This is a genomic window from Qipengyuania algicola (assembly GCF_042492175.1).
In the GTDB taxonomy this organism is placed as follows: Bacteria; Pseudomonadota; Alphaproteobacteria; order Sphingomonadales; family Sphingomonadaceae; genus CAJXSN01.
In genome coordinates this window covers 698,194-719,827 of the sequence record NZ_CP170453.1, presented here as the reverse complement: position 1 = coordinate 719,827, position 21,634 = coordinate 698,194, and the positions used below count along the sequence as shown (strand labels likewise).

Below are 21,634 nucleotides of genomic sequence, written 5' to 3'. Positions count from 1 at the left end.
TTGGGCGTGGTGACCCCCGATCAGGGAAGAATGCCGAGCTATTACAGTGAATAGGCTTTGACTCTCCAGCTCTTTCTGACGAGGGTAGTTGGCAACCGGGGGAGTCGTTCAAGAACATAATCTCGGGTCGCACACGCCTCTTCCGGAAGTGGAACCGACCCGGGAGAAATTGAAATGCGTAACCATCTCTTGCTCAGCGCGGCCAGCGTTGCGATCGCTTTTGCCTGCAATGCACAGCCCGCCATCGCCTCGGAAGAATGTCCGGCGGCGGAAACCGAGCAAGCGGCCATGCTGGCATTGCTGGATGAGGAGCGCGCGGTCGATTGCGCTACGGCGGCACTCGGGATCGAACAGGTTACTGCTGCCCAGCGCGGTGTCTTGCTGTCGACCTATGCCGGTACGGGCCCGCGCGGCACGGTCGCGGCACTGACAGCCCGACGCGAAAATACCGCAGGCGAAACCACTCCGATTGCCGGGCTCGATCAACCGCAGGGCGCGACTGCGTCTTGCGTCACAAATAGCGGATCGAATTCGCGGCTGGAATGCGGAGTCAATTCCGTAGCCAGCGCACCCGGAGCGACTGCGGTGGGCAGCGATGCCACAGCCAGCGGCGATTTCTCGACTGCACTGGGCCGCGATGCACGAGCAACAGCCAATAACGCCACCGCAGTGGGCGAAGGATCGCGCGCCACCGGTGTCGGCAGCACCGCAGTGGGCGAAGGAGCAAACGCCAGCATTCAGTTGTCGACGGCGGTGGGGCAAAGCTCCTCTGCAGGGAATGGTGCCTCAGCCTTGGGCGTGCTAGCAAATGCCTCCGGTGGGGATAGCCTCGCGCTAGGGCGCAGTGCTCTGTCAAGCGGCGCCGACTCTATCTCAGTCGGCGCAGGGTCGGGCGCGACTGCCACAAATGCCACCAGTGTCGGGGCCGGTGCGCAGGCTCTCGGTACTAGTTCAACCGCCCTTGGTCAGGCGGCAAGCGCTGGCGGGCAATCGGCGATTGCCATCGGCCACGCCTCGAACGCCTCACGGCCAGGCGCTGTTGCCGTGGGTGATGCCGCATTGGCCAGTCAGAGTAGTGCGCTTGCGGTTGGTACCAGCGCGATCGCATCCTTTGGCCAAAGCACTGCCGTGGGCACATCAGCATCGGCAACCGCAACCAGCGCCGTCGCCGTTGGTCAATCGGCCAGTGCGGCCGGAGTTTCCTCACTAAGTGTCGGCGCTTTGGCGCAAGCGCAGGCCGCGCAATCGGTGGCGTTGGGGCAGAGCGCAATATCAAGCGGATCAGGCGCCATTTCTCTCGGCGATTCTGCACAGGCCAGTGGCGAGCGGTCAATTGCGATAGGTGAAGACAGCGAAGCTCTGGTTAACGGCAGCATCGCGATCGGCGCCGATGGCGCGGACGCAGGCTCTGGTGGAGCTATCGCCGGCGGGGTTAATTCCACAGCAGTAGGCACAGATGCGACTGCTCCGGCTGCCGAGGCCAGTGCATTCGGTGCCGGTGCCACGACTGCCGGAACACAAGCCACGGCCATTGGTGCCTCGGCAATTGCTGCATCCAATGGTTCGACTGCCATTGGATATTCGGCAGTTGGATCTTTCAATGCGCTTGCTGCGGGGTTCGAAAGCACCGCGGATGGTGGCAGATCTGTTGCATTGGGCAGTTTCGCACGCTCGGTAGGTACTCAGAGCGTTGCGCTGGGCGGTGGATTGGACGCGGCAACAGCTCCCTTGGCCAGCGGGCAGTTGGGGATTGCGATTGGTTCCGGTTCCACCGCAGGCGCGGTAGCGCAAGGCCTTAGCTCCATCGCAATCGGCAGCGATTCTACAGCGCTCAGCAACAACACTGTGGCTGTCGGCGCAAACGCCGATGCGACGGCTTTCGACGCTGCAGCCATCGGCGCAAATACTCAGGCGACCGGAGCATCCGCGCTCGCATTAGGCGATACGGCGGCGGCAAGCGCTAACGATACGGTTGCCCTCGGCGTCAATGCAGCGGCCAGCGGGGTGTCATCCTTCGCCGGCGGGTCCGGCGCAGGCGCGCTAGGCGAAGCCTCGATTGCGCTTGGGCTCAACTCCAATGTCGGGGCAGGCGGTGCCAATGGCATTGCCGTCGGCACGAACGCGTCCGCCTCGGGCGACCGCGGATTAGCGGCGGGCATTTCGGCCAATGCAGGCGGATCGACCACGATCGCCCTCGGATCGTTTGCCAATGCAGCGGGCGCATCCGCGATTGCCGCTGGCAACAATTCCAGCGCCGGCGCGGACCATACGATCGCGATAGGCGGCGATACCACTTTCGATGGCGATGCCGATGGAGCGGTAGCATCCGGCTTTCGAGCAATTGCTATTGGCGCCGATTCTGAAGCTACCGGGGCCAATGCGCTTGGCCTTGGCTTCAATACGGAAGCAACCGGGTTCAACGCTGTCGGGATCGGCCCATCGGCCCGTGCCATTGCGCAAGAGACCATTGCTGTCGGCTCCGGCGCAATTGCCAATGCATCGCGCTCCATTGCGTTGGGAATCGGAGCCAACACCACCAATGCCAGCTCCATTGCATTGGGCACGCTGACCCAATCCGGCGGCATATCTTCCGTCGCTGTCGGAGGTGATGGGGATGATGCAGGCGCCAACGGCGCAGTAGCCAGCGCCGATTACGCAACAGCGGTGGGCTCCGATGCTCTGGCGGACGCCAATCTGGCCTCGGCATACGGCGCCAGTGCTATAGCTGAAGGGATAAGCTCGACCGCATTGGGCAATCTCGCCAATGTCGGGACCGACGGTGTGGAGGCCACAGCGGTCGGCTACCAGTCCAGCGCCAGTGCGCTCAGAGCCTCCGCCTTTGGGCGCAATTCCGTGGCCAGCGGAGCCAACACCACGGCAGTGGGTAGCGGCGCACAGGCAACCGGCGGCGGGGCCTCTGCCTTCGGGCTGGCCGCGCGCGCGACAGCCAATCGCGCCACGACAGTGGGCCGCGCTTCGACTGCCAGCAACGCCGATACCGTGGCCGTCGGCCATGCAGCAACAGCCAGCGGGAACCGCGGTACTGCGATCGGCAATGCGGCTTTGGCCGGGCAGACGAGCACCACTGCCATCGGCGACGGAGCGCAGGCAAACTTCGCCCGCAGTCTCGCCATCGGCTTTGGTACGGTCAGCACCGGAGCGGACAATGTCAGCATCGGCAACAGCAGCGCGACCTACAACCTCGCCGGTCTTGCCGCACCGAGCGCGGGTACTTTTGTGCTGACCATTGACCAGAACGGACGGCTGGCGACGGTGGCGAGTTCGAGTTTGTCGGGCGATGCGCGGTTCACCGGGCTCGATCGACCGCAGGATGGGACTGCGCCTTGCAATACCAATGGCGGGGCTTCCACCACTCTCGAATGCGGTGTCAATTCGTCAGCTACCCCAAATTTTTCAACCGCCCTTGGTGCCGCAGCCAGTGCAAATATTCAGTCAACAGCGGTAGGCTATGATGCGATAGCTGCCGGACAACAGGCGATATCGATCGGGCAGGGATCTGACGCCACATCGAACAGATCGTCCGCCGTGGGGACCTTCAGTCAGGCAGGCGCAACCGATTCAACGGCAGTCGGTCATGACAGCAGGGCATCGCAAGCCGGTTCAACCGCTATCGGCAAATCCGCAAATAGCGCTGGTCTCCAAGCTACCGCGCTTGGAAATCTCGCCCAAGCCACTTCGGCCGGGTCGGTAGCGGTGGGCGCAGGCTCGTCCGTGTCGGGGACCAATGGAATCACAATAGGCCACGACAGTTCCTCTACGGGCATTGGCACAATCGCCATTGGAGGCGATGGTAATGATAGCGACACGCTGGGAGCCCGGGCGACCGGCGGAAGCGGAGCCATTGCTATCGGTGCCGACAGCCTGGCCAGCGGGATCGATTCAATCGCTCTGGGTGAGACAGCCACTGCGACAGGCTCGTCTGCTATTGCCATTGGCGACCTTGCCCAGTCGACCAGCAACGATACGGTGGCGATCGGCGAAGGAGCGGAAGCCTCCCTGACTGGAGCCATCGCCATGGGCGACGGCGCAATATCTTCTGGGACTGAATCCATATCCATCGGCGACTTGTCGACAGCCTCGCAGTCCGACGCTGTTGCGATCGGTTCCGGTTCAGACGCGACCGGATCCTCTGCCGTGGCGCTGGGCGGGGACGCAGGTGATGGCGATTTCTTGGGTGCACAGGCAACGGCCAGTGGCGCGTTGGCTTTGGGAGCGGACACGGTTGCTTCCGGTATCGAGTCTTCCGCGGTGGGTTACCAGAGTTTGGCGAGCGCTGATGGAGCCTCTGCCTTCGGACGCGCGGCCAATGCCGGCGGAGTCAATTCGACAGCACTCGGAAACGGCGCGAACAGCGGGGGAGGTGGAGCGACTGCTATCGGTAATGGTGCCTTTGCTACGTCGAACCGATCGACCGCCGTCGGGCGGGGATCGCGGGCTCTGAGGGCCGATGCAACGGCGGTTGGCCAGCAGGCCAATGCCGGGGGCATTCGCTCGACGGCTGTCGGCAATGGCGCAACCGCCAATTTCACCGATGCGACCGCCATCGGTTCGGGTGCAACCTCCACCCGCTCCAACCAGGTCACCCTGGGCGGAGCAGGTTCCTCTGTCGTCGTTGCTGACATCGACGCCAGCACCAACCAGCAGGTCGGGCCGGTCGATGTCGTCACTATCGACGCTACCGGCACTCTGGGGCGGCAGGCGGTCGCGACTACTGGGCAGCTGCGCACGGTGGAGGCGACCGTCGATCATATTGCCGCGGTGACCGATGCGCAGTTCAGCAGTCTGGCGAACCGCGTCGGGACGCTGGAAAACCGCTTCGCCGATCTCGACTTCCGTCTCAGCGATCTGGACGAGCGTTCCAGCGGCGGGATCGCAGCGGCAATGGCCATGGGCGGTCCGGCAATTGCTCCTGGCAAGGCGATCTCGCTGTCCATGTCGGTGGCCAATTACCGGGGCGAACAGGCCATTGCGGGCTCTCTGACGGGAGAGATCGCGCGGGACATCTATCTTTCCGCCGGGGTCAGCGGGAACACGGCTGATGGCGATATCGGGACCCGGGCGACGGTGCTGTTCGGCTTCTGATCGGTCCCGCCTCAACCAAAACTCCCCGGCGAGATTGTCGCTCGCCGGGGAGGTTTGCATCTTGGGGCGAACGCTCGCTCAGTTTCGGAGCATCGTGCCCGTGTCCCCTGCCATCTGGCCGGCTGGCAGTGTGGCTGCATCCGGCACAGCGTGGACGATATCTCCGACGCACAGATCGCCTTTCAGCATTTTGCGGGCGTAATGCAGCCGGGTTTTCACCGTCCCCTCCGGCACCCCGGTCGCCTCGGCAATGTCCTGCACCGACATTTCGTTGAAATAGCACAGCACCACCGCTTCCCGCTGGGCCGGTGACAGGCGTCCGATGGCGGCGCGGATGCGTGTGGACGTGTCCTGCTCATGCAGATGACTGTCCTGTGCCGGGGCATTGTCGGTGACTTGCAGAAAGCTTTCGGGCGGCAGCACACTCTCGCGTTTGCCCTCGCGGCGCAGGCGATCAATTGCCTTGTTGCGGACGATCCGACGGACCCAGCCATTGGCCGATCCGCGCCCGCCATAATTTCCGGCATGCTGCCAGATATCCATGAAGGCCTCGTCCACTGCATCCTCGGCGGCGGCGATATCTCCCGCCAGCAATGCCCGCGCCTGGGCAAGCAATCCGGTGCGCATCGCCTTGTAAAGATCACTGAATGCGGCGTGGTCGCCATCGGCAATACGGCTCAGATAAATTTGGCAGTTCATGGTCGGTCCCCTTTTTGCGATCAGGCAGGCTGGTTTGTCGGCAAAGTGCGGAGCACGGCGCCCGTCTGAAGGGCTGTTGCGATCCGGACTTCACGTTCCAGTCATGAGGATTGGGCTAGGGGAGGTGCGGTCGCGCAGCGGGAACAGGGCGTCCGCGCAGCGTGAAAAGATTGTGAAAGCGGGCAACTTTTCGTAAGTCCGCAAAAGGGGCAGCAGCGACAAAGGTCGCAATATTGGGGGCGCATGACAGGAAACAGAGCGTTCGCGCTCAGACTATTGGGCACGTTCAGGCTGGACGCACCGGACGGATCGCGCATCGATATACGAAGCAAGCGGAGCCAGGCATTGCTTGCCATGCTGGTGCTGGGCCGTGGCGGTGAACGTGCGCGTGCGTGGCTGCAGAATATGCTGTGGGCAGATCGGGCGCCCGAGCAGGCGCAGGCCAGCCTGCGCCGCGAGTTGTCGAATTTGCGCCAATTGGTGAACGGGGATGGCGAACTGGTTCTGGCCGACAACCAGAATGTGCGGCTGAACCTGTCGCTTCTGCAATGCGACTTGGATGATGGTGCTGGCGGCCCACAGGGCGAATTGCTCGAAGGGTTGGATATTCCCGGCGCAACCGCGTTTGATGACTGGCTAAGGGACGAACGTCAGGCACTGGCCAATCGCCCCTATCCAAGTTCTCCAGCTCTGGCGGAGAACGGTGCCGGTGAAGCACCCGGGACGGTTGCTTCGGAGCTGGCCATCGCAGTCCTGCGGTTCACGGCAAGTCCGGCTGATGAACAGGCGGAAGCGGTGGCCGAGGGTCTGGCCGAAGACCTGATCGATACGCTGGCCCAAACACGCTGGTTGCCGGTTATCTCCCGCTCCAGCAGCTTCGCCCATGATAGCGGAGCCAGCGATCCGCGCAGCGTAGGCGCTGTTTTGGGCGCACGTTATCTCGTGGATGGCCGCCTTAGGACGATAGGCGACACGGCAATTCTGCGGATCGAGCTGCAAGACGCAATTGCGGCCCGTACCTTAAGGTCCGACAAATACGAATGGACCGAGAAGCAGGACCGGCCGCGAACGCGCCAGATACTGGCGGATATTGCCGCCACATTGGGCATGCGGATCGAGGAGGAAGAGCAGCGCCTTTCTTACAGCAAGGACGACAGCGAGCTGGATGTTACCGATCTCATTTGGCGGGGCCGCTGGCATCTCAACCGCCTGACGGACCGTGACCATGAACAGGCGCAGGCGTTGTTCAATCAGGCACTGGAGCGCGATCCCCGGTCCAGCGAGGCGCGCATTCAGGCGCTGTGGCTGCAAATCCGTGACCTGTGGCGCAAGCGGAGCACAGACGAAGAGATCCGGGGTGCACGGCACACGGCGCAAGCGTTGATTCAGGCCAGCCCTGATGATGGTCGCGGCTATATGCTCGCGGCAATCACGGAATTGTGGCTCGGGCATCTGACCCGGGCACAGCAGGGCTTCGAACGCGCGATCGAGCGCAATCCCAGCCTTACAATGGCGCATGCCCAGCTCGGCAGCGTTCATCTGTTCAAAGGGGAATGGGATGAGGCGGTATCCTCACATGAGCGCGCCCGTCGCCTGAGCCCTAGCGATCAGGACCTGTTCTTCATCCATGGCGAACTGGGCATGATCCATGTTCTGGCCGGCCGATACGAGGAAGCGATCGACCATGCGGAGCGCTCGCTCGCGCTGCGGGCAGGCTATTGGTACGCCCATATGGTGCTGGCTGCGGCCCATATGCAGTTGGGGCAGGAGAACGATGCGCGCGAGGCCTTGGCCGCACTGCTACGAAACAAGCCCGATTTTAGCCGCAGCTATGTCGATTGGCTCCCGTTTGAAGACCGCAAGCATGGCGATTTTCTGCTCGAACAATTGAACCGTGCGGGGTTCGCCGCCGACTGATAGTGATTCACAAATGGGCGCGATGTGCCGCGGGTGAGGGGCTCGAATAACAGTTATGGCCAAGGCGAAATATTACGACAAAATTCGCGCCGCCCAATCGGGTGAAACCGAGCCCGAAGATGGCCCGGACAGGCCATTCTCGTTCTCTGATCTGGCTCCGGAAGGCCGCTGGGCGCAGATCAGGGGTAAGTTGACGCAGCGGGCCATTCCCTACCTCCATGCGTTCTCCCGTCGCCATCGTCCGATGCTGTCGGTGGCCGGATTGCTGCACATCACACGCGCAGAACAAGTGCGCGATATTCTTTCCCGTCCGCAGGACTTTCCCGTTCCCTTCGGTCCGGAGATGAAGGAGCTGGGCGAGGGTGCGACGTTCCTGCTGGGGCTGGACGGGGCGGAGCATGACCGGTTGCACGCTATCCTGCTGCAAGTCCTGCTGCGTGAAGATGCTCCGCGTATCCGCGATATGGCGGAGCGGTTTGCCGATGCACTGCTGGATAACAGCGCGGGCGAGATCGACGCTGTGGCCGACCTGATGAAGCGGGTCCCGACAGAAATCTGCCTGCGCTATTTCGGCCTGACCTGCGTCGACCCCGATCTGTTTGCCGACTGGACGCTGGCGGTTTCTGCGGTGTTGTTCGGCGACCCTTACGGTGATCCCACCACAAGGCGGCTGGCCTTGCAGGCGGGCAAGCGGCTCCGTGCGGTGATCAGTGATGCAGTGGCGCGTCATCGGCAGGTGCTGGATCGCGGGCCCAGCACGATTGCCGAGCGAAGCACTCTTGTGGAGCGGCTGCTGCTGGTCCAGCGCAGCGATCCCACGCTGACCGACGAAGAGATCACCGCGATGCTGCTGGGTCTGGCGGCAGGCTTCGTGCCGACCAACACGCTTGCGGGCAGCAAGATGCTGACCGAGTTGCTGGGCCGGCCAAATGCTCTGCGCATGGCAGGCAAAGCTGCACGAGCCGGTGATGCCGACACCATGCGCAAGATCGTATTGGAGGCGGGCCGCCTGAACCCTGCACTTGCGCCGGGCCAGTGGCGGCATACCGATCGCGCGACCACGCTGATGGTGGATGGAGAGGCAAAGGTCATTCCGGCCGACATCACGCTGCTGGTTGCCACCCAGTCAGCCCTTCGTGATCCGCGCGAGTGGGACGAGCCGGAGCGTTTTCGCATCGACCGCACGAAGGCCGATGGCTCGCCGCAGCATCCCGACCTGATCTTCGGCCTCGGCTCGCACACCTGCCTTGGCGAGCATCACGCGGTCGCTCAGATTTCGGGCTGCTTCACTGCCCTGCTCAGGCGCGAAGGCGTCACGAAGGCTCCGGGCAAGGCCGGGAAGCTCGAAAGCGTCGGCCCGTTTCCGCGCCATCTGACCTTGCGCTATGGCCATACCGGGTCGCAGCAATCGATGTTCCTCGTCATTGCACCGGTTACCGATGGATCAACGAAGGAGCAGGTCGAAGCGACGATTGGCACGCTCGGCCATCCGGCGAAGGACGCCGTGCGCAATGCGCTGGACAGCACCAACCGCGTGCATTTCGCCTCCCTCATCGCCTTGGAATCCGAGCGCGGGCTGGATGTGGTGTTCGAACTCAGCTGCGATGGGAAGGACAAGGAAACGCTGCGAACTATCGAGGAGTATGCCGGCGACTTGTTGCGTCCGGTCTTTGCTCATTGCGGCGTTCGCGAGGGGCAAGCGCTGGCTCCCTTTATGGAGCGTCATATCGTCCGCCTGCATCTCAAGCCGTGGGGGGCAACCGGGCTTAACGTCAATGGCTTGCCTGAATTCCCGGTTGCCGCTGTGGCGCGGCAAGCGCGTTTTGCCGATTTTGCGAAGCGCGTTCTGGACGATTATGTGGCGAGCGAGACTGCACGGGGCAGCCACCCTTCGCTGACGCTGGGCCATTTGCGCCGTATCCTCCGCGACGATCCGCTCCTCCGAGCCGAGGCGACACCCAATCAACTTGCCCTGATGGAAGAGGCGCAGCGCGAAGGGTGGGACGCTTACCATCTCGCAACGCAGCGCATGCGCTTGGGGATTGCGGGCTTCGAAAAACCCTCGGGCTGGGGCGAAATTGCGAAGCGCTTCCTTACCTCTCGCGATGCCTTGGCGCTTTACGTTCCGGCAGGTGCCGTGCTGCTACTGGCGAGTGTCGCCTGCTGGTTCGCTCTGGGCGGCGCTGCGCCGATGCGCTGGCTGATCGCGCCCTTGCTGGGCCTGCTGACTGGTTCGCTGATGCTTGCCGCGATGGTCGGCGTCTTTTTGTGGATGCTGCGGCGGGAGGAGATGTCGAACACCCCGACCAGCGAGCGGGCGACAATGCCGAAAATGCGGCACCTGATGGGGGGCGAAGACCATCCGGGTTACGCCCAGAACCACGTGCTGGCTGTTGGTACGCTCAAGCGTGGCTGGTTTCGATCTTGCATCCATGCAGGCGCGTTGTGGGGTATCAAATCCGTCCTCGCCCACGCGATGCGTCCCGGTTTCATCTGGAGCATGGGGACGATCCACTACGCGCGTTGGTGGCGTCTGCCCGGCACTCGCCGAGTGGCGTTCTATTCTAATTTCGACGGCAGCTGGGAAAGCTACCTGGAAGACTTCATCGTGCGCGGAGGCGAAGGGCAAACTGCGGCGTGGAGCAATTGGGAAGGATTTCCCGAAACGCGGTTTCTGCTGTGGAAGGGGTCGAAAGACTCCGACGCATTCAAGAATTTCACCCGCACCGTGCAGCGCGTCGCGCCCTTCTGGTATGCGCGCTTTGCGGAGATGTCGTCCGCAACCATCCGGACCAATGGCCAGATCCATGTGGGCGCCGGTCTGGCGCGCAGCTCGACTGAGGCTGAGGAGTGGATCCGCTGCTTCGGCTCGATGCCGCGTACCGCAAACCGGGTTGAAAGCGACGAAGTGCAGGCGCTTGTCTTTCGCGGCATGAAGCGGCTGCCATATTCGGTCAGCCTCGCAATCGAACTGCCGCAAGAAGCGAAAGCGCTCGGTGAATGGCTTTGCTGGGTGCGAGGCAGGCCAATGCGGATCGACCGTCTGGTGCCTCGCGACGCACAGCAGGCTTTAAGCGAACTGCTCGCGCAGCAGGTGATTGAGCGGGTTCCGCGCGGCGATGGTCAGGAACCCGAATATGCCCTGTCGCATGCGCTTTCGATCGCGTTTGGCGACCGGCCCCTTATGGGCTTTGGCCAGGATGGCGGCCACGCTTCACAGGCGATGGGGCAGGCGGCCTTTCTTGCCCTGTCGGCAGCGGGACTGGCAAAATTCGACGCACCCGGATTGCCGAGCGGGACGCTGCTGGCTGGTTTGCCGCCTGCCTTCCGCATGGGCATGGCAGCGCGCAAGCGAGTGACCGGAGACTATGGCGAAGACGATCCGGATGGCTGGCGCTGGCACGACCACCCGCATCGGCTTGGTGCGACGGACGCGGTGCTGATGCTCTACGCTGCCGATCGTCCGTCGCTCGAACGCATGCTCACCGTGCATGACACCCTGTTGCAGAATCATGGCGGCAAAGTCCTTCAGCGCACCAATTGTGCGCCTGCTTTCGCCGAGACCGAGCGGACAGATTTCGAGCATTTCGGCTTTCGGGACGGTATTTCGCAGCCAGTGATGCGAGGCACGACTCGTTCGACCCGCGGCGTGCCCGAACGGGATGTGGTCGAGCCTGGCGAGTTTATCATCGGCTATCCCAACGACACCGGCTACTTGCCCGAAAGCCCCTGCCTGCCAGCCGATGCCGACATCGCTGGCGCGCTGCCTGTGGTGATCGACGCGAATCTCACGCGCTTTACCGATTTCGGCGCAGCCAGCCTTGCCGATGCGCCGCGCGACCTTGGACGCAATGGCTCTTTCCTCGTGATCCGTGAGTTGGCGCAGGATGTAGAGGGTTTCGAGGCAGGAATGGAGGCGGCAGCGAAGCAGCTCTCGCAGGGCGGCTACCGCGACCTTTACAAGCTGCTCGGTCAGCATCCTGATGCTGAGTGGGTCGGCGCAAAGATGATGGGCCGCTGGAAAGATGGCCGTCCTCTGGTCGGAAATCCGGTCGCTGGCCATGGCTCCGCGCATGACGATCCGGCTTGCCGTGAAAACGATTTCTCGTACGCGTTGGATGATCCGCAAGGTCTCGCTTGCCCGTTCGGTTCGCATATACGCCGTTCCAATCCGCGCGACAGCAAGGTGCCCGACGAACGGGAAGGCGAGCAGGACATAACCAACCGCCACCGGATCCTGCGGCGCGGGCGGCCTTATACGCGGGCCGATGGGAAGGGGGGTGTCGAGAAGGGCCTGCTCTTCGCGTGTCTGTGCACCGATATCGAGCGGCAGTTTGAGTTCGTGCAGCAATTCTGGGCCAATGCTCCGGCTTTCCACGGGCTGGCGAACGAGCCCGATCCGATCATCGGCGCGGACCCTGTCTCTACCCGGGAAGGGGAGACACGCCCGCGCGGCTTCACCATTCCGACCACCGCCGGACCAGTGCGGCTGGAGGGGCTGAAGAAATATGTCACGGCCAAGGGCGGGGGCTATTTCTTCCTTCCCAGCCGTTCTGCCCTGGGGTGGTTATCGGATACGGCCCTCAGGCAGTCGGCTAGCCAGCGGCCCACGGGCAAAGCAGGAGCGCAGACATGAACGCCGAAAGTGAATTTGAACGGCTGGCGGCGATGCTGCCCTTCTATGTCAACGGCACGCTGGAGGAGGATGGCCGCAGACAGGTCGAAGTGGCGCTCGCATTTTCTCCCGAGCTGTCCGCGCTGCTGCAAGAGGAGCGCGCACTGGCCGATGCAGTGGTTTCCGATACGCAGATGGGCATGGCCAATGTGCAGGATGATGGCGAGGCACGCTTGTCGCAGATGATGGCGGGCCTGCCCGAACAAGGAGGCAGTGGCGGTACTAGCGGGGGTGCCCAAAGTGGGAATGCAGCGTCCGGGGGCGCGTTGGCCAATGCGCTGTCCTTCCTCAACCCGCGCCGCTGGAACCCGACTGTGGTGCTGGGCGCAGGCGTGCTGGGGCTGGGCGGTGTTACCGGCTGGCAGGCCACGATGATCGACCGGCTGGAAGCGGAGAATTACGAGCTGTTGTCCGGTCAGGACGGGACCGCGCAGGGCATCATTCTGGTGGAATTCAGCGCCGACGCGCAGTGGGATGCGATCCTCACCTTGATAGAGGAGGAAGGGCTGACAATCGTCTCTGCTTCCGCATTCGGGGCGGTCACATTGGGCGGGGAAACTGCCGAGGACGGTGTGGCAGCGCAGGTAGAGCGGCTGCGCGCGTCTCCGCTGATAGCAACGGCTGACCCCGCAGCATGAAGGGAACAGGCGCGCGGGCCGCCATTCTGGGCTCCGCTGCGGTGGCCGCGCTGTTTGCCGTGCCCGCGCTGACGTTGGCGGCGGCACCTCGCCCAGTGGAGCCGGCCAAGATCGAACCCCGCACGACCGAGCGCGCTGTAAACCGTACGCGGATCGGCCGCCCGACCGGTGAAAATCTCACCAATGACGCGGCTGCGGCGACGACAACCGTCTCCACTGTCGAAGACGCCAACCCGAACAATGTCTCGCCCGTCGACGAGATCATCGAAGAGGAAGCGGCGGACGATAAGGACGAAGACGAAAAGCAGCCGGATGAGAAACCGGAGGATTTGTCCGAACCCGCGCCCCTGGTCATGCGCGATCCGGTTGGCCCCGATACAGTGGCGGGCGAGGTCGTGTTCCTTTCGCGGGCGAGTAACGCGCAGCTCGATGCGCTGATTGCAGAGCGAGGCTTTGCGCTGGTTGGGCGGGATCGGCTGCCTTCGTTGGGATTGGTCATGGTGACTGCGAGGCTCAAGTCAGGTGACGAACGCGCGGAAATATTGGCGGAGTTGGGGGCCGACAGCCGCGTGGCTTGGGCCCAGCCAAACCACATTTATTGGCTAATGGCTCGCGAAGATGAAGCCCGTCCTGCCAGTTCGCGCGACCGGGGGCTGGCGATGCACTCGCTGGATCGGCAGCGGCCCGCCATCAGTGGGACGATTGCCCTGATCGATGGCCCGGTGGACTTGCGCAACGCAGCACTAGCGGGCGCTAACGTGACAGAGGAATTGTACGGCGAGGACGGCACCCCTTCGCCCCATGGCACCGCGATTGCGGAGCTGCTGGTCGGCACAGGCGCATTTGCCGGGGTGGCGCAGGGCGCGCGGCTGCTCAGCTTGCCCGCCTTCCGCCCGGTGGGCATAGATGACTGGCAATCGACCACCCGCCATGTAGCCCGCGCACTGGACCGGGCCGTGACGGCGAGCCCGCAAGTGCTCAACCTGTCTTTCGGAACGCGCGCAGTCGACCGCACTGCGCGCGAGCTTCTTTTGCTGCTGGAGGAAGGTGGCACCTGTATTGCGGCGGCGGCGGGCAATGGCGGCGGCGACGTGCTGTTCCCGGCCACCTTGCCGCAGACGCTGGCAGTGACAGCGGTGGATGGCGCGCGCGCGCTTTACCCCCACGCATCGCGCGGGCCGCAAGTCGATGTGGCGGCGTGGGGCGTGATGATGAGCGCAGCCGTGCCCGGCGGGCGTCGCAATGTCTCAGGCACGTCCTTCGCCACCGCCGTGGTCGCCGGATCGATGATGCACATGCCCGCCTGCAATGGAGGCCGCGCGCCAGCCATCATGCGCGAGGCGGCACGCGGCGATGCGCTCGATATGGGGGACAGCGGGCGCGATCCGCTGTTCGGGGCAGGCCTGTTCCGTCTGGGAACCGCATCGTTGGCGAGTGTGCCCGAGCAGGCTGTGCGCACAAACACGTCGGAGCCCGCGCCTTCATCAGCCGATATGTATCAGCCTGCGGAATCCTCAGGCGTTTGGAAATGGGTGCTGCCTGCTGGGGGGCTCGCCTTGCTTGTTCTGTTTTTCCTGTTCCGCCGGAAGAAAGACAAACCAGCCGCGAAGCCATGAACCTTCCGGGCAGCCCTCACGACTAAGAAGAGCCGCAGCCCTGATCGTCCCTTTTTCAGGGTCTGCGGTGTGCCCCCGGTCCCGCTATGTGTTCTCAGATGGCGGGGCCGGGACTTCTATTCAGTCGCCCGAGGGCCGGTTGTCGAGCCAGCGCGCGGCTTTCACCGCCAGCGCGATCAGCGGCGGGACCAGCACCAGCGACAGAACGACCTTGGCGATGATCTGCCCGATCAGAAGATTGATGATCGGGAACAGGCCGTAAAATGCGAGCGTTATGAAAATTACCGAATCGACTGCCTGGCTCAGCGCAGACGCAATTGCGCCGCGCACCATCAGCCCGAATGTCGATTCTTCGCCGGACCCGCGCAGCCGGTCGAACAGCCAGATATTGAGCAGAAGCGACACGATATAGGCGGCCGGCCCAGCAGCCCAGACCCGCCAGACTGTGCTGTGCACCCGTTCGAATGCGGCCAGATCGTCGGCGCGCCCTTCCAGCATCTCGGTCGATGCAGGCAGGCCAAGCACAAGCTGCATCAGCAGCGAGGCGATCAGCAACGGGAGGAAGCCCCACCAGACGATGCGTTTGGCATAGTCCCGGCCATACAGCTGCGCGATGGTGCTGGAGATGACGACCAGTAAAAGGAACGCGAAGATACCCGATTCCACGGCGAGGTCGGTGGGCCACAGCTGGACCTGCTTATACGCCAGCACCCCCGCCAGAACGGTCATCCCGCCATACAGCAGGGTGAAAACGAACAGGCCCTGCGGCATGAGCCGCGCTGTGGGTGAAGGGTCTGTGCTTGCTATCATGCGCGCCTGCCTATGGCGCTGGTTACCAAAAGGGAAGCGCCGTGGTCCGCCTATCCGCAAAGCGCGCGGGTTTGACTCGGGTTGGCGGGTCGGCAATGGGCCGTTGATGCAAGGCGCAGACCGGCGCGCCGAATGACGGGACCTATCAAGCCATGCCGCCTTTCCTGACCAGTATTCTCGGAATTCTAGCGATTCTGCTGGCGGCGTTCCTGCTGTCCACCGGCAAGAAGCGGATATCGCTGCGGGTGGTGGGTGCAGCATTCGCTCTGCAGGCGCTGATGGCGCTGCTGGTCCTGCGAACGCCGTTCGGAGTGACAGCGATCCAGTGGCTGTCCGACGGCGTCATTGCGCTGCTCGATTATTCGAAAGTCGGGATCGAGGCGGTGTTCGGCCCGATGGCCTCCAACCCGTTTGCCAATACTTTCGTGATCGCTGCCCTGCCGGTGATCATCTTCTTCGCGGCGCTGGTCTCGATCCTCTATCACTGGGGTATCATGCAGCGGCTGGTGCGCTGGGTGGGCGGAGCGATCGGCTGGATCACCGGTATCAGCAAAGTCGAGGCGCTGGGCAGCGCGGCGAACATCTTTGTCGGCCAGTCGGAAAGCCCGCTGGTAGTGCGGCCCTATCTCGCCTCGCTCTCGCCCAGCCGACTATTCACTCTCATGAGCGTCGGCATGGCCGGTGTCGCGGGCACCATTTTAGCAGCTTATGCTTCGTTTATCGGCGCCGAGGCGGTGCCGTTCCTGTTGGCGGCGGCCTTTATGTCGGCCCCCGGCGGAATCCTGATGGCCAAGATAATCATGCCGGATGACGACAGCGATCTCGCGCGCGGTGCGGCAGAGCTCGCTGGTCTGGACGAAGAAGACATCCATCTGCCCAAGTCGCGGATCAGCGCAGAGGGACCGGGTGCTCTGGTCGAAGGCGGCAAGCCGCACGAAGTCGAAGTGGCCGAGACCTTCGAGGAGGGACACAGCCCCGCCAATGTGATCGAGGCCGCAGCGCAGGGCACGCAGACCGGCGTGAAGCTGGCCGCCGCTGTGGGCGCTATGGTGCTGACCTTCGTGGCGCTGGTGGCGCTGGCCAATGGCCTGCTGGGCGGAGTGGGCGGATGGTTCGGTTATCCGGATCTCAGTTTCCAGCAGATCCTCGGCTTTGTGTTTGCGCCGGTGATGTTCCTGATCGGTGTACCTTGGGCAGAGGCCGGAGTGGCCGGCGGTCTGTTCGGCACCAAGATCGTTCTCAATGAATTTGTCGCCTTTATCGAACTGGGGGCGATGGAGCCGGGCGTGTTTAGCGAGCGGACGGCGGCGATTGTCACCTTTGCGCTGTGCGGTTTTGCCAATTTCAGTTCGATTGCGATCCAGATGGCGGTGACCGGCGGTCTTGCCCCCAACCAGCGGCCCGTGATTGCCCGGCTGGGCCTGCGCGCGCTGGCGGCGGGTAGCCTTGCGAATTTGATGAGCGCAGCACTGGCAGGACTGTTCCTGCCGTATTAAAGGCATGCCCCATGTCTGACATTGCCTCTGTATCGCTGTCCCGTCCGCTGGAAGAAATTGCCGACGAGCTGGGCCGCAGCTTCGCCGAATACGGCTTTGGCGTCATCCGCGATCACGGGATCGACCCTGATCTGATCGCGCGGGCCGAGGAAATGTCCAAGGCGTTCTTCGCATTGCCGGAAGAAACGAAGCGCGCATACAAACTGGAAGGCGGGGGCGGCGCGCGCGGCTACACGCCTTTCGGGACCGAGAAAGCCAAGGATGCCGAGGTCCATGACCTGAAAGAGTTCTGGCATGTCGGCCGCGATTTGCCGCCGAAGCACAAGCTGGCGGAATTCATGGCGCCCAATATCTGGCCCTCGGAGATCGACGGCTACCGCGAGGCTTTCGAGGAGCTCTATTCCGCCTTCGATGCAGCCGGTGCACGAGTGCTGAAGGCCATTGCCCTGCATTTGGGCCTGCCGCGCGATTTCTTTGACGATACCGTGGCCGACGGCAATTCGGTGATGCGCCTTTTGCATTACCCGCCGATGGATAGCGCCGACGCAGAGGGTGCGATCCGGGCTGCTGCCCACGGCGACATCAATACGATTACGCTGTTGCTTGGCGCGGAGGAAGCCGGGCTGGAATTGCTGACCAAGCAGGGCGAGTGGCTGGCTGTGGCTCCGCCGCCGGGTGCGTTGGTGGTGAATATCGGCGATATGCTGGAACGGCTGACGGCAGGCCGCCTGCGTTCCACCACCCACCGTGTGGTCAACCCGCATGGCGAAGCGGCTCGGCGTGCCCGCTATTCCATGCCGTTCTTCCTGCATTTCCGGCCTGACTATCTGATCGACCCGGCCAGCCTTCAGGCAGCGCAGGATTCCGAGTCGGGCCGCGGCAATGCGCCGGTTGCAGACGCGCAGCCGCCGATCACCGCGCATGACTTCCTGATGCAGCGCCTACGCGAGATAAATCTGGTGTAAATTTACACCACTTGCCTAACGAAAACAGTTTTCCGCAATAATGTTGCGCTGCAGCAACACCATATTTTCCCTTACGTAAACTTGGGTTTTTCCCGCTGCGATGGTGCGATGCAGCGGATGGCTGTCGCCGCTTCGACTTGGTGTCATATTGCGGCAACAATTCGCATGGCTATGGGGCAGCCGAGCCGCACGCGGATGTGCGCCTTTTTGAAATCCAAGTTCCCGATACCTCTTTCGAAGAGCCAACTCCTCTCGCAAAGGACCTTCTCTCATGAAGCTCAAATATCTCCTGGCGGCCAGCGTTGCGACGCTCAGCACTGCCGTCGTCCTGCCGGCACCAGTTGCGGCACAGCAAATCACTTCCGGCATCGAAGGCACTGTTTCGGCAGCTGACGGTGGGCCGCTGACCGGTGCGACTGTGGTTGTCACCGACACCCGCACCGGCCAGAGCCGCACCCTTACGACAGGAGCCAGCGGAGCATTCCGCGCCGGCTCCCTGGTCCCCGGCGGCCCCTACACCATTACGGCGACCGCAGATGGCTTCGAAGGTCAGACGGTTGAAGACCAGTTCATCACGATTTCGGGTAACACCGCGTTCGATTTCTCGCTGGCATCTGCCACGGTCGCCAATAACGACAACGTGATCATCGTGACCGCGCAACGCGCTGGCGTACAGCAGCTCGCCATCGGCCCGGGCACGGCCTTCGGCGAAGGCACGCTAGAAGCGTTCCCGAGCCTGTCGCGTGACGTTCGCGACATTATTCGCCTCGACCCGCGTGTAAGCCTCGAGCGAGCCAACGAAGTCGATCGTATCTCTTGTCTCGGTGGTAACGAGCGTTCGAACACTTTCACCGTCGACGGCATCGTGCAGGCCGACGTCTTCGGTCTCAATGGCACACCGTTTGCAGCGCGCAACTCGCTTCCCCTGCCGTTCGATGTGATCCGCGAGACCTCGGTCGAATTTGCGCCGTTCGACGTGGAATATTCCGATTTCACCGGCTGTCTGGTCAACGTTGTTACCAAGTCCGGTCAGAACGAGTTCCACGGATCCGCTTTCTACACCTTCTTCAACGATGACCTTCTCGCTAACAGCATCATCGATGGTGAAGGCGTTGAGCAGCCGCTGTCTTCGGGTAGCGAAAAGCGCTGGGGCGCGACGCTGGGCGGCCCGATCATCAAGGACCGCCTGTTCTTCTACGCAGGTTACGAAGAAACCGATCTGGGCGATGCCAACGATACCGGTCCTTTGGGTGGCGGCTTCGTCAACACTGTCGAAGGGATCAGCCAGACACAGTTCGACCGCTTTAGCCAGATTGCCAACGACGTTTACGGTCAGGACATCGGTGGTTACCCTCGCACCCTGCCGGAAACGAGCGTCAAATATTTCGGCCGGATCGATGCCTACATCACTGACAATCATCGTCTTGAGGCAACTTATCAGCGTCTCGAAGAATCGAATGTCGAGGACGATTTCGGAGGAGACAACCTGACTGGTCTCAACTCGTTTGAGGACGAAGGTACGATTTCCGACTATTATTCAGCCCGTCTCTATTCGGACTGGAATGACAAGATTTCGACCGAAATTCGCGTCAGCCGCGCCAAGGTCGACGATCAGCAGGGGCCGTTCGGCTTCGGCGAAGCGCAGTCGGACAATCCGACCGTGCGTCTGGCTGTCGGGACCATCCAGCCCGGTGATGACGGCATCATCGGCACGGATGATGACGATTTTGGCGTTCTCAGCACGGGTCCGGGCATTTTCCGCTCGGCCAACCAGCTGAACTCGACAATCGACCAAGCGAAGTTCCAGATGAACATCGATGGCGGTGATCACCAATTCAAGATCGGCGCAGAGGTCAACAGCCTCGAAGTGTTCAACCTGTTCGCCATCAACGCAACCGGGACGCTGTACTTCGCCAATCTCGATGATTTCGAGAACGGTATCCTGAGCCAAGGCTTCGAATTCTTCCCGAACGCGGAAGAAATCGCGACCGGTCAGGCCTATGGTGCGGACATCAACGCTTCGCCTACAGGCGACATCGCTGACGCAGCCGCTACCTTCAACCGCACGATCTGGTCGTTTTACGCCCAAGACGAGTGGCAGGCGACGGACCAGCTGAGCATCACGGCTGGTATTCGTGCTCAGCTCTATTCGGGTGACGCTCCGCGTCCAAACCCGAACTTCGCCGAGCGTTACGGTTTCACCAACGCCAATTCTTTCGGCAAGTTGGACCCGGTAATCCTGCCACGCTTCTCCGCCACCTACGACCTCGACAATGATGGTTTCTTCTCGGGAACTCGTATCACTGGCGGTGTCGGCATGTTCTCGGGCGGTGACCCGGTCGTGTATTTCTCTAACGCTTTCTCGAACAACGGTTTCTCGACCGGCCTCGGCACCTCGGTGTTCTGTGCCAATCGTCCGACCAACGTTTTGGATGCGCAGGGCAACTTCACCGGTTTCCCCGGCTGCGTCACTGCTTCGGGTTCGGCTTCTGCTGCAGCTGGCCTAGCCGACACGCAATCGACTGACCCGGAGTTCGACGTACCGACAGTGGTTCGTGCGAACTTCGGTATCTCGACCAACTTCGGCACCGAGACCGGTTTCTTCAGCAATTGGCGCGCGAATGTTGATTACATCTACTCGCGTTTCAACGACACGCTGAACTTTGTCGATCTTTCGCAGGTTCCGAACCCGAGCCGTGGCCTGAACGGATTCACAGTCGACGGTCGGCCAATCTACGCTGCAATCGACCCGACCAATGCTGGCTGTAATGCACAGCTGGTTTATCCGGGTGGCACGCCGCCGCAGTACACGAATGTCTCTGATGCTTGCTTCGGTACGCGCCGCGATGACGAAATCCAGCTGACAAACGGGCCGAGCTACGAAAGCCACGTTGCTTCGTTCCTGCTCAGCAAGCGTTTTGATGGTGGCCTGTTCACCCAAAATGGCAGCGTCAATGTGCGTTTCGGCTATGCGTTCACCGATTCGAACAACAACCGGAACGTCGGTTCGTCGACGGCCACTTCGTCGTTCGATGTCACGGCAGCGTTTGACCGTCAGAACCCGGCGATCTCAACGTCCAACTTCGAAACCCGTCACAACATCACGGCGGCGATCAGCTGGAACGAAGAGTTCATCGACGATTTCCGTACGCAGTTGGGCATCTTCTTCCGCGCCCGTTCCGGCCGTCCGTACAGCCTGACCTTCGACGGTGGCGGCTTGTTCAACGACAGCTCCTCGGGCAACGACAACGCGCTCGTCTATGTCCCCTCGGGCCTGAACGATGCCAATGTGTCGCCGCTTTCGGATGCAGGTGCGGTTCAGTCGCTGATCGACTATGTGGCTGCCTCGGGTTGCGACTACACGCCGGGTGCCTCCATCCGCCGCAATACCTGCAGCAACCCGTGGCATTACGATCTCGACATGCGTATCAGTCAGGAACTGCCCTTTATCGGCAGCCTGACAGGTGTTGCGGATGACCGGATCGAGCTCTTCGCTGACTTCGACAACGTCCTGAACATGATTGACAGCAGTGCGAACCGTCTGAAGTTCCGCCCTGGCCTTGTTGATGTGGTTGACGGCGGTGTTGACGATCAGGGTCGCTATATCATCGACGGCTTCAACCCCGATGATGATCAGGATATCTCGATTTCCAGCTCTGCCTGGAAAATTCAGCTCGGTATTCGCTACGAGTTCTGATCGCACACAAGCTGCGTT

The 21,634-nt window shown here is 62.3% G+C and carries 10 protein-coding genes; 8 read left to right on the top strand and 2 right to left on the bottom strand.

Annotation, left to right across the window (positions count from 1 at the left end):
- Positions 1 to 174 precede the first annotated feature (174 nt).
- Positions 175 to 5,103: a beta strand repeat-containing protein gene (locus ACFCW2_RS03425; RefSeq protein ID WP_379548196.1), complete on the top strand. Its 4,929-nt coding sequence runs from the start codon at positions 175 to 177 to the stop codon at positions 5,101 to 5,103.
- Between the two features lie 78 nt (positions 5,104 to 5,181).
- On the opposite strand, the gene ACFCW2_RS03420 is transcribed toward ACFCW2_RS03425, so the two are convergent.
- Positions 5,182 to 5,802 carry an RNA polymerase sigma factor gene (locus ACFCW2_RS03420; RefSeq protein WP_379548194.1) on the bottom strand — a complete coding sequence of 207 codons (621 nt, stop codon included), beginning with the start codon at positions 5,800 to 5,802 and terminating at the stop codon, positions 5,182 to 5,184.
- A 243-nt stretch (positions 5,803 to 6,045) separates the two neighbouring features.
- On the opposite strand from ACFCW2_RS03420, the gene ACFCW2_RS03415 reads away from it, so the two are divergent.
- Genes ACFCW2_RS03415 through ACFCW2_RS03400 form a run of 4 tightly spaced genes read left to right on the top strand, consistent with a single transcriptional unit; the run spans position 6,046 to position 14,648 of the window.
- Complete coding sequence (locus ACFCW2_RS03415) at positions 6,046 to 7,719, top strand: tetratricopeptide repeat protein (RefSeq protein WP_379548192.1); 1,674 nt, start codon at positions 6,046 to 6,048, stop codon at positions 7,717 to 7,719.
- A 55-nt stretch (positions 7,720 to 7,774) separates the two neighbouring features.
- Positions 7,775 to 12,355 (top strand): cytochrome P450, encoded by a 4,581-nt coding sequence (locus ACFCW2_RS03410; RefSeq protein WP_379548190.1) that lies wholly within the window; start codon positions 7,775 to 7,777, stop codon positions 12,353 to 12,355.
- Entirely contained in the window at positions 12,352 to 13,032 is a 681-nt protein-coding gene (locus ACFCW2_RS03405) for a hypothetical protein (protein ID WP_379548189.1), read from the top strand. The genes ACFCW2_RS03410 and ACFCW2_RS03405 overlap by 4 nt, the downstream gene beginning before the upstream one ends.
- Positions 13,029 to 14,648, top strand: coding sequence for a S8 family serine peptidase (locus tag ACFCW2_RS03400; RefSeq protein ID WP_379548188.1), 1,620 nt, complete (start codon positions 13,029 to 13,031; stop codon positions 14,646 to 14,648). Before ACFCW2_RS03405 ends, ACFCW2_RS03400 begins: the two co-directional genes overlap by 4 nt.
- A gap of 120 nt (positions 14,649 to 14,768) precedes the next feature.
- Here the strand turns inward: ACFCW2_RS03400 and ACFCW2_RS03395 are convergent, their stop codons facing one another.
- Positions 14,769 to 15,458, bottom strand: a complete 690-nt coding sequence (locus ACFCW2_RS03395) for a queuosine precursor transporter (RefSeq protein ID WP_379548186.1) — start codon at positions 15,456 to 15,458, stop codon at positions 14,769 to 14,771.
- A 152-nt stretch (positions 15,459 to 15,610) separates the two neighbouring features.
- On the opposite strand from ACFCW2_RS03395, the gene ACFCW2_RS03390 reads away from it, so the two are divergent.
- The 3 genes from ACFCW2_RS03390 (at position 15,611) to ACFCW2_RS03380 (ending at position 21,616) form a co-directional block, all read left to right on the top strand.
- Positions 15,611 to 16,954, top strand: a complete 1,344-nt coding sequence (locus tag ACFCW2_RS03390; RefSeq protein WP_379548185.1) for a NupC/NupG family nucleoside CNT transporter — start codon at positions 15,611 to 15,613, stop codon at positions 16,952 to 16,954.
- 11 nt (positions 16,955 to 16,965) lie between these two features.
- A complete protein-coding gene (locus ACFCW2_RS03385; RefSeq protein ID WP_379548184.1) occupies positions 16,966 to 17,919 on the top strand; it encodes an isopenicillin N synthase family dioxygenase in 954 nt (317 codons plus the stop codon).
- Between the two features lie 271 nt (positions 17,920 to 18,190).
- Positions 18,191 to 21,616 (top strand): TonB-dependent receptor, encoded by a 3,426-nt coding sequence (locus tag ACFCW2_RS03380; protein ID WP_379548183.1) that lies wholly within the window; start codon positions 18,191 to 18,193, stop codon positions 21,614 to 21,616.
- The last annotated feature ends 18 nt before the right edge of the window (positions 21,617 to 21,634 follow it).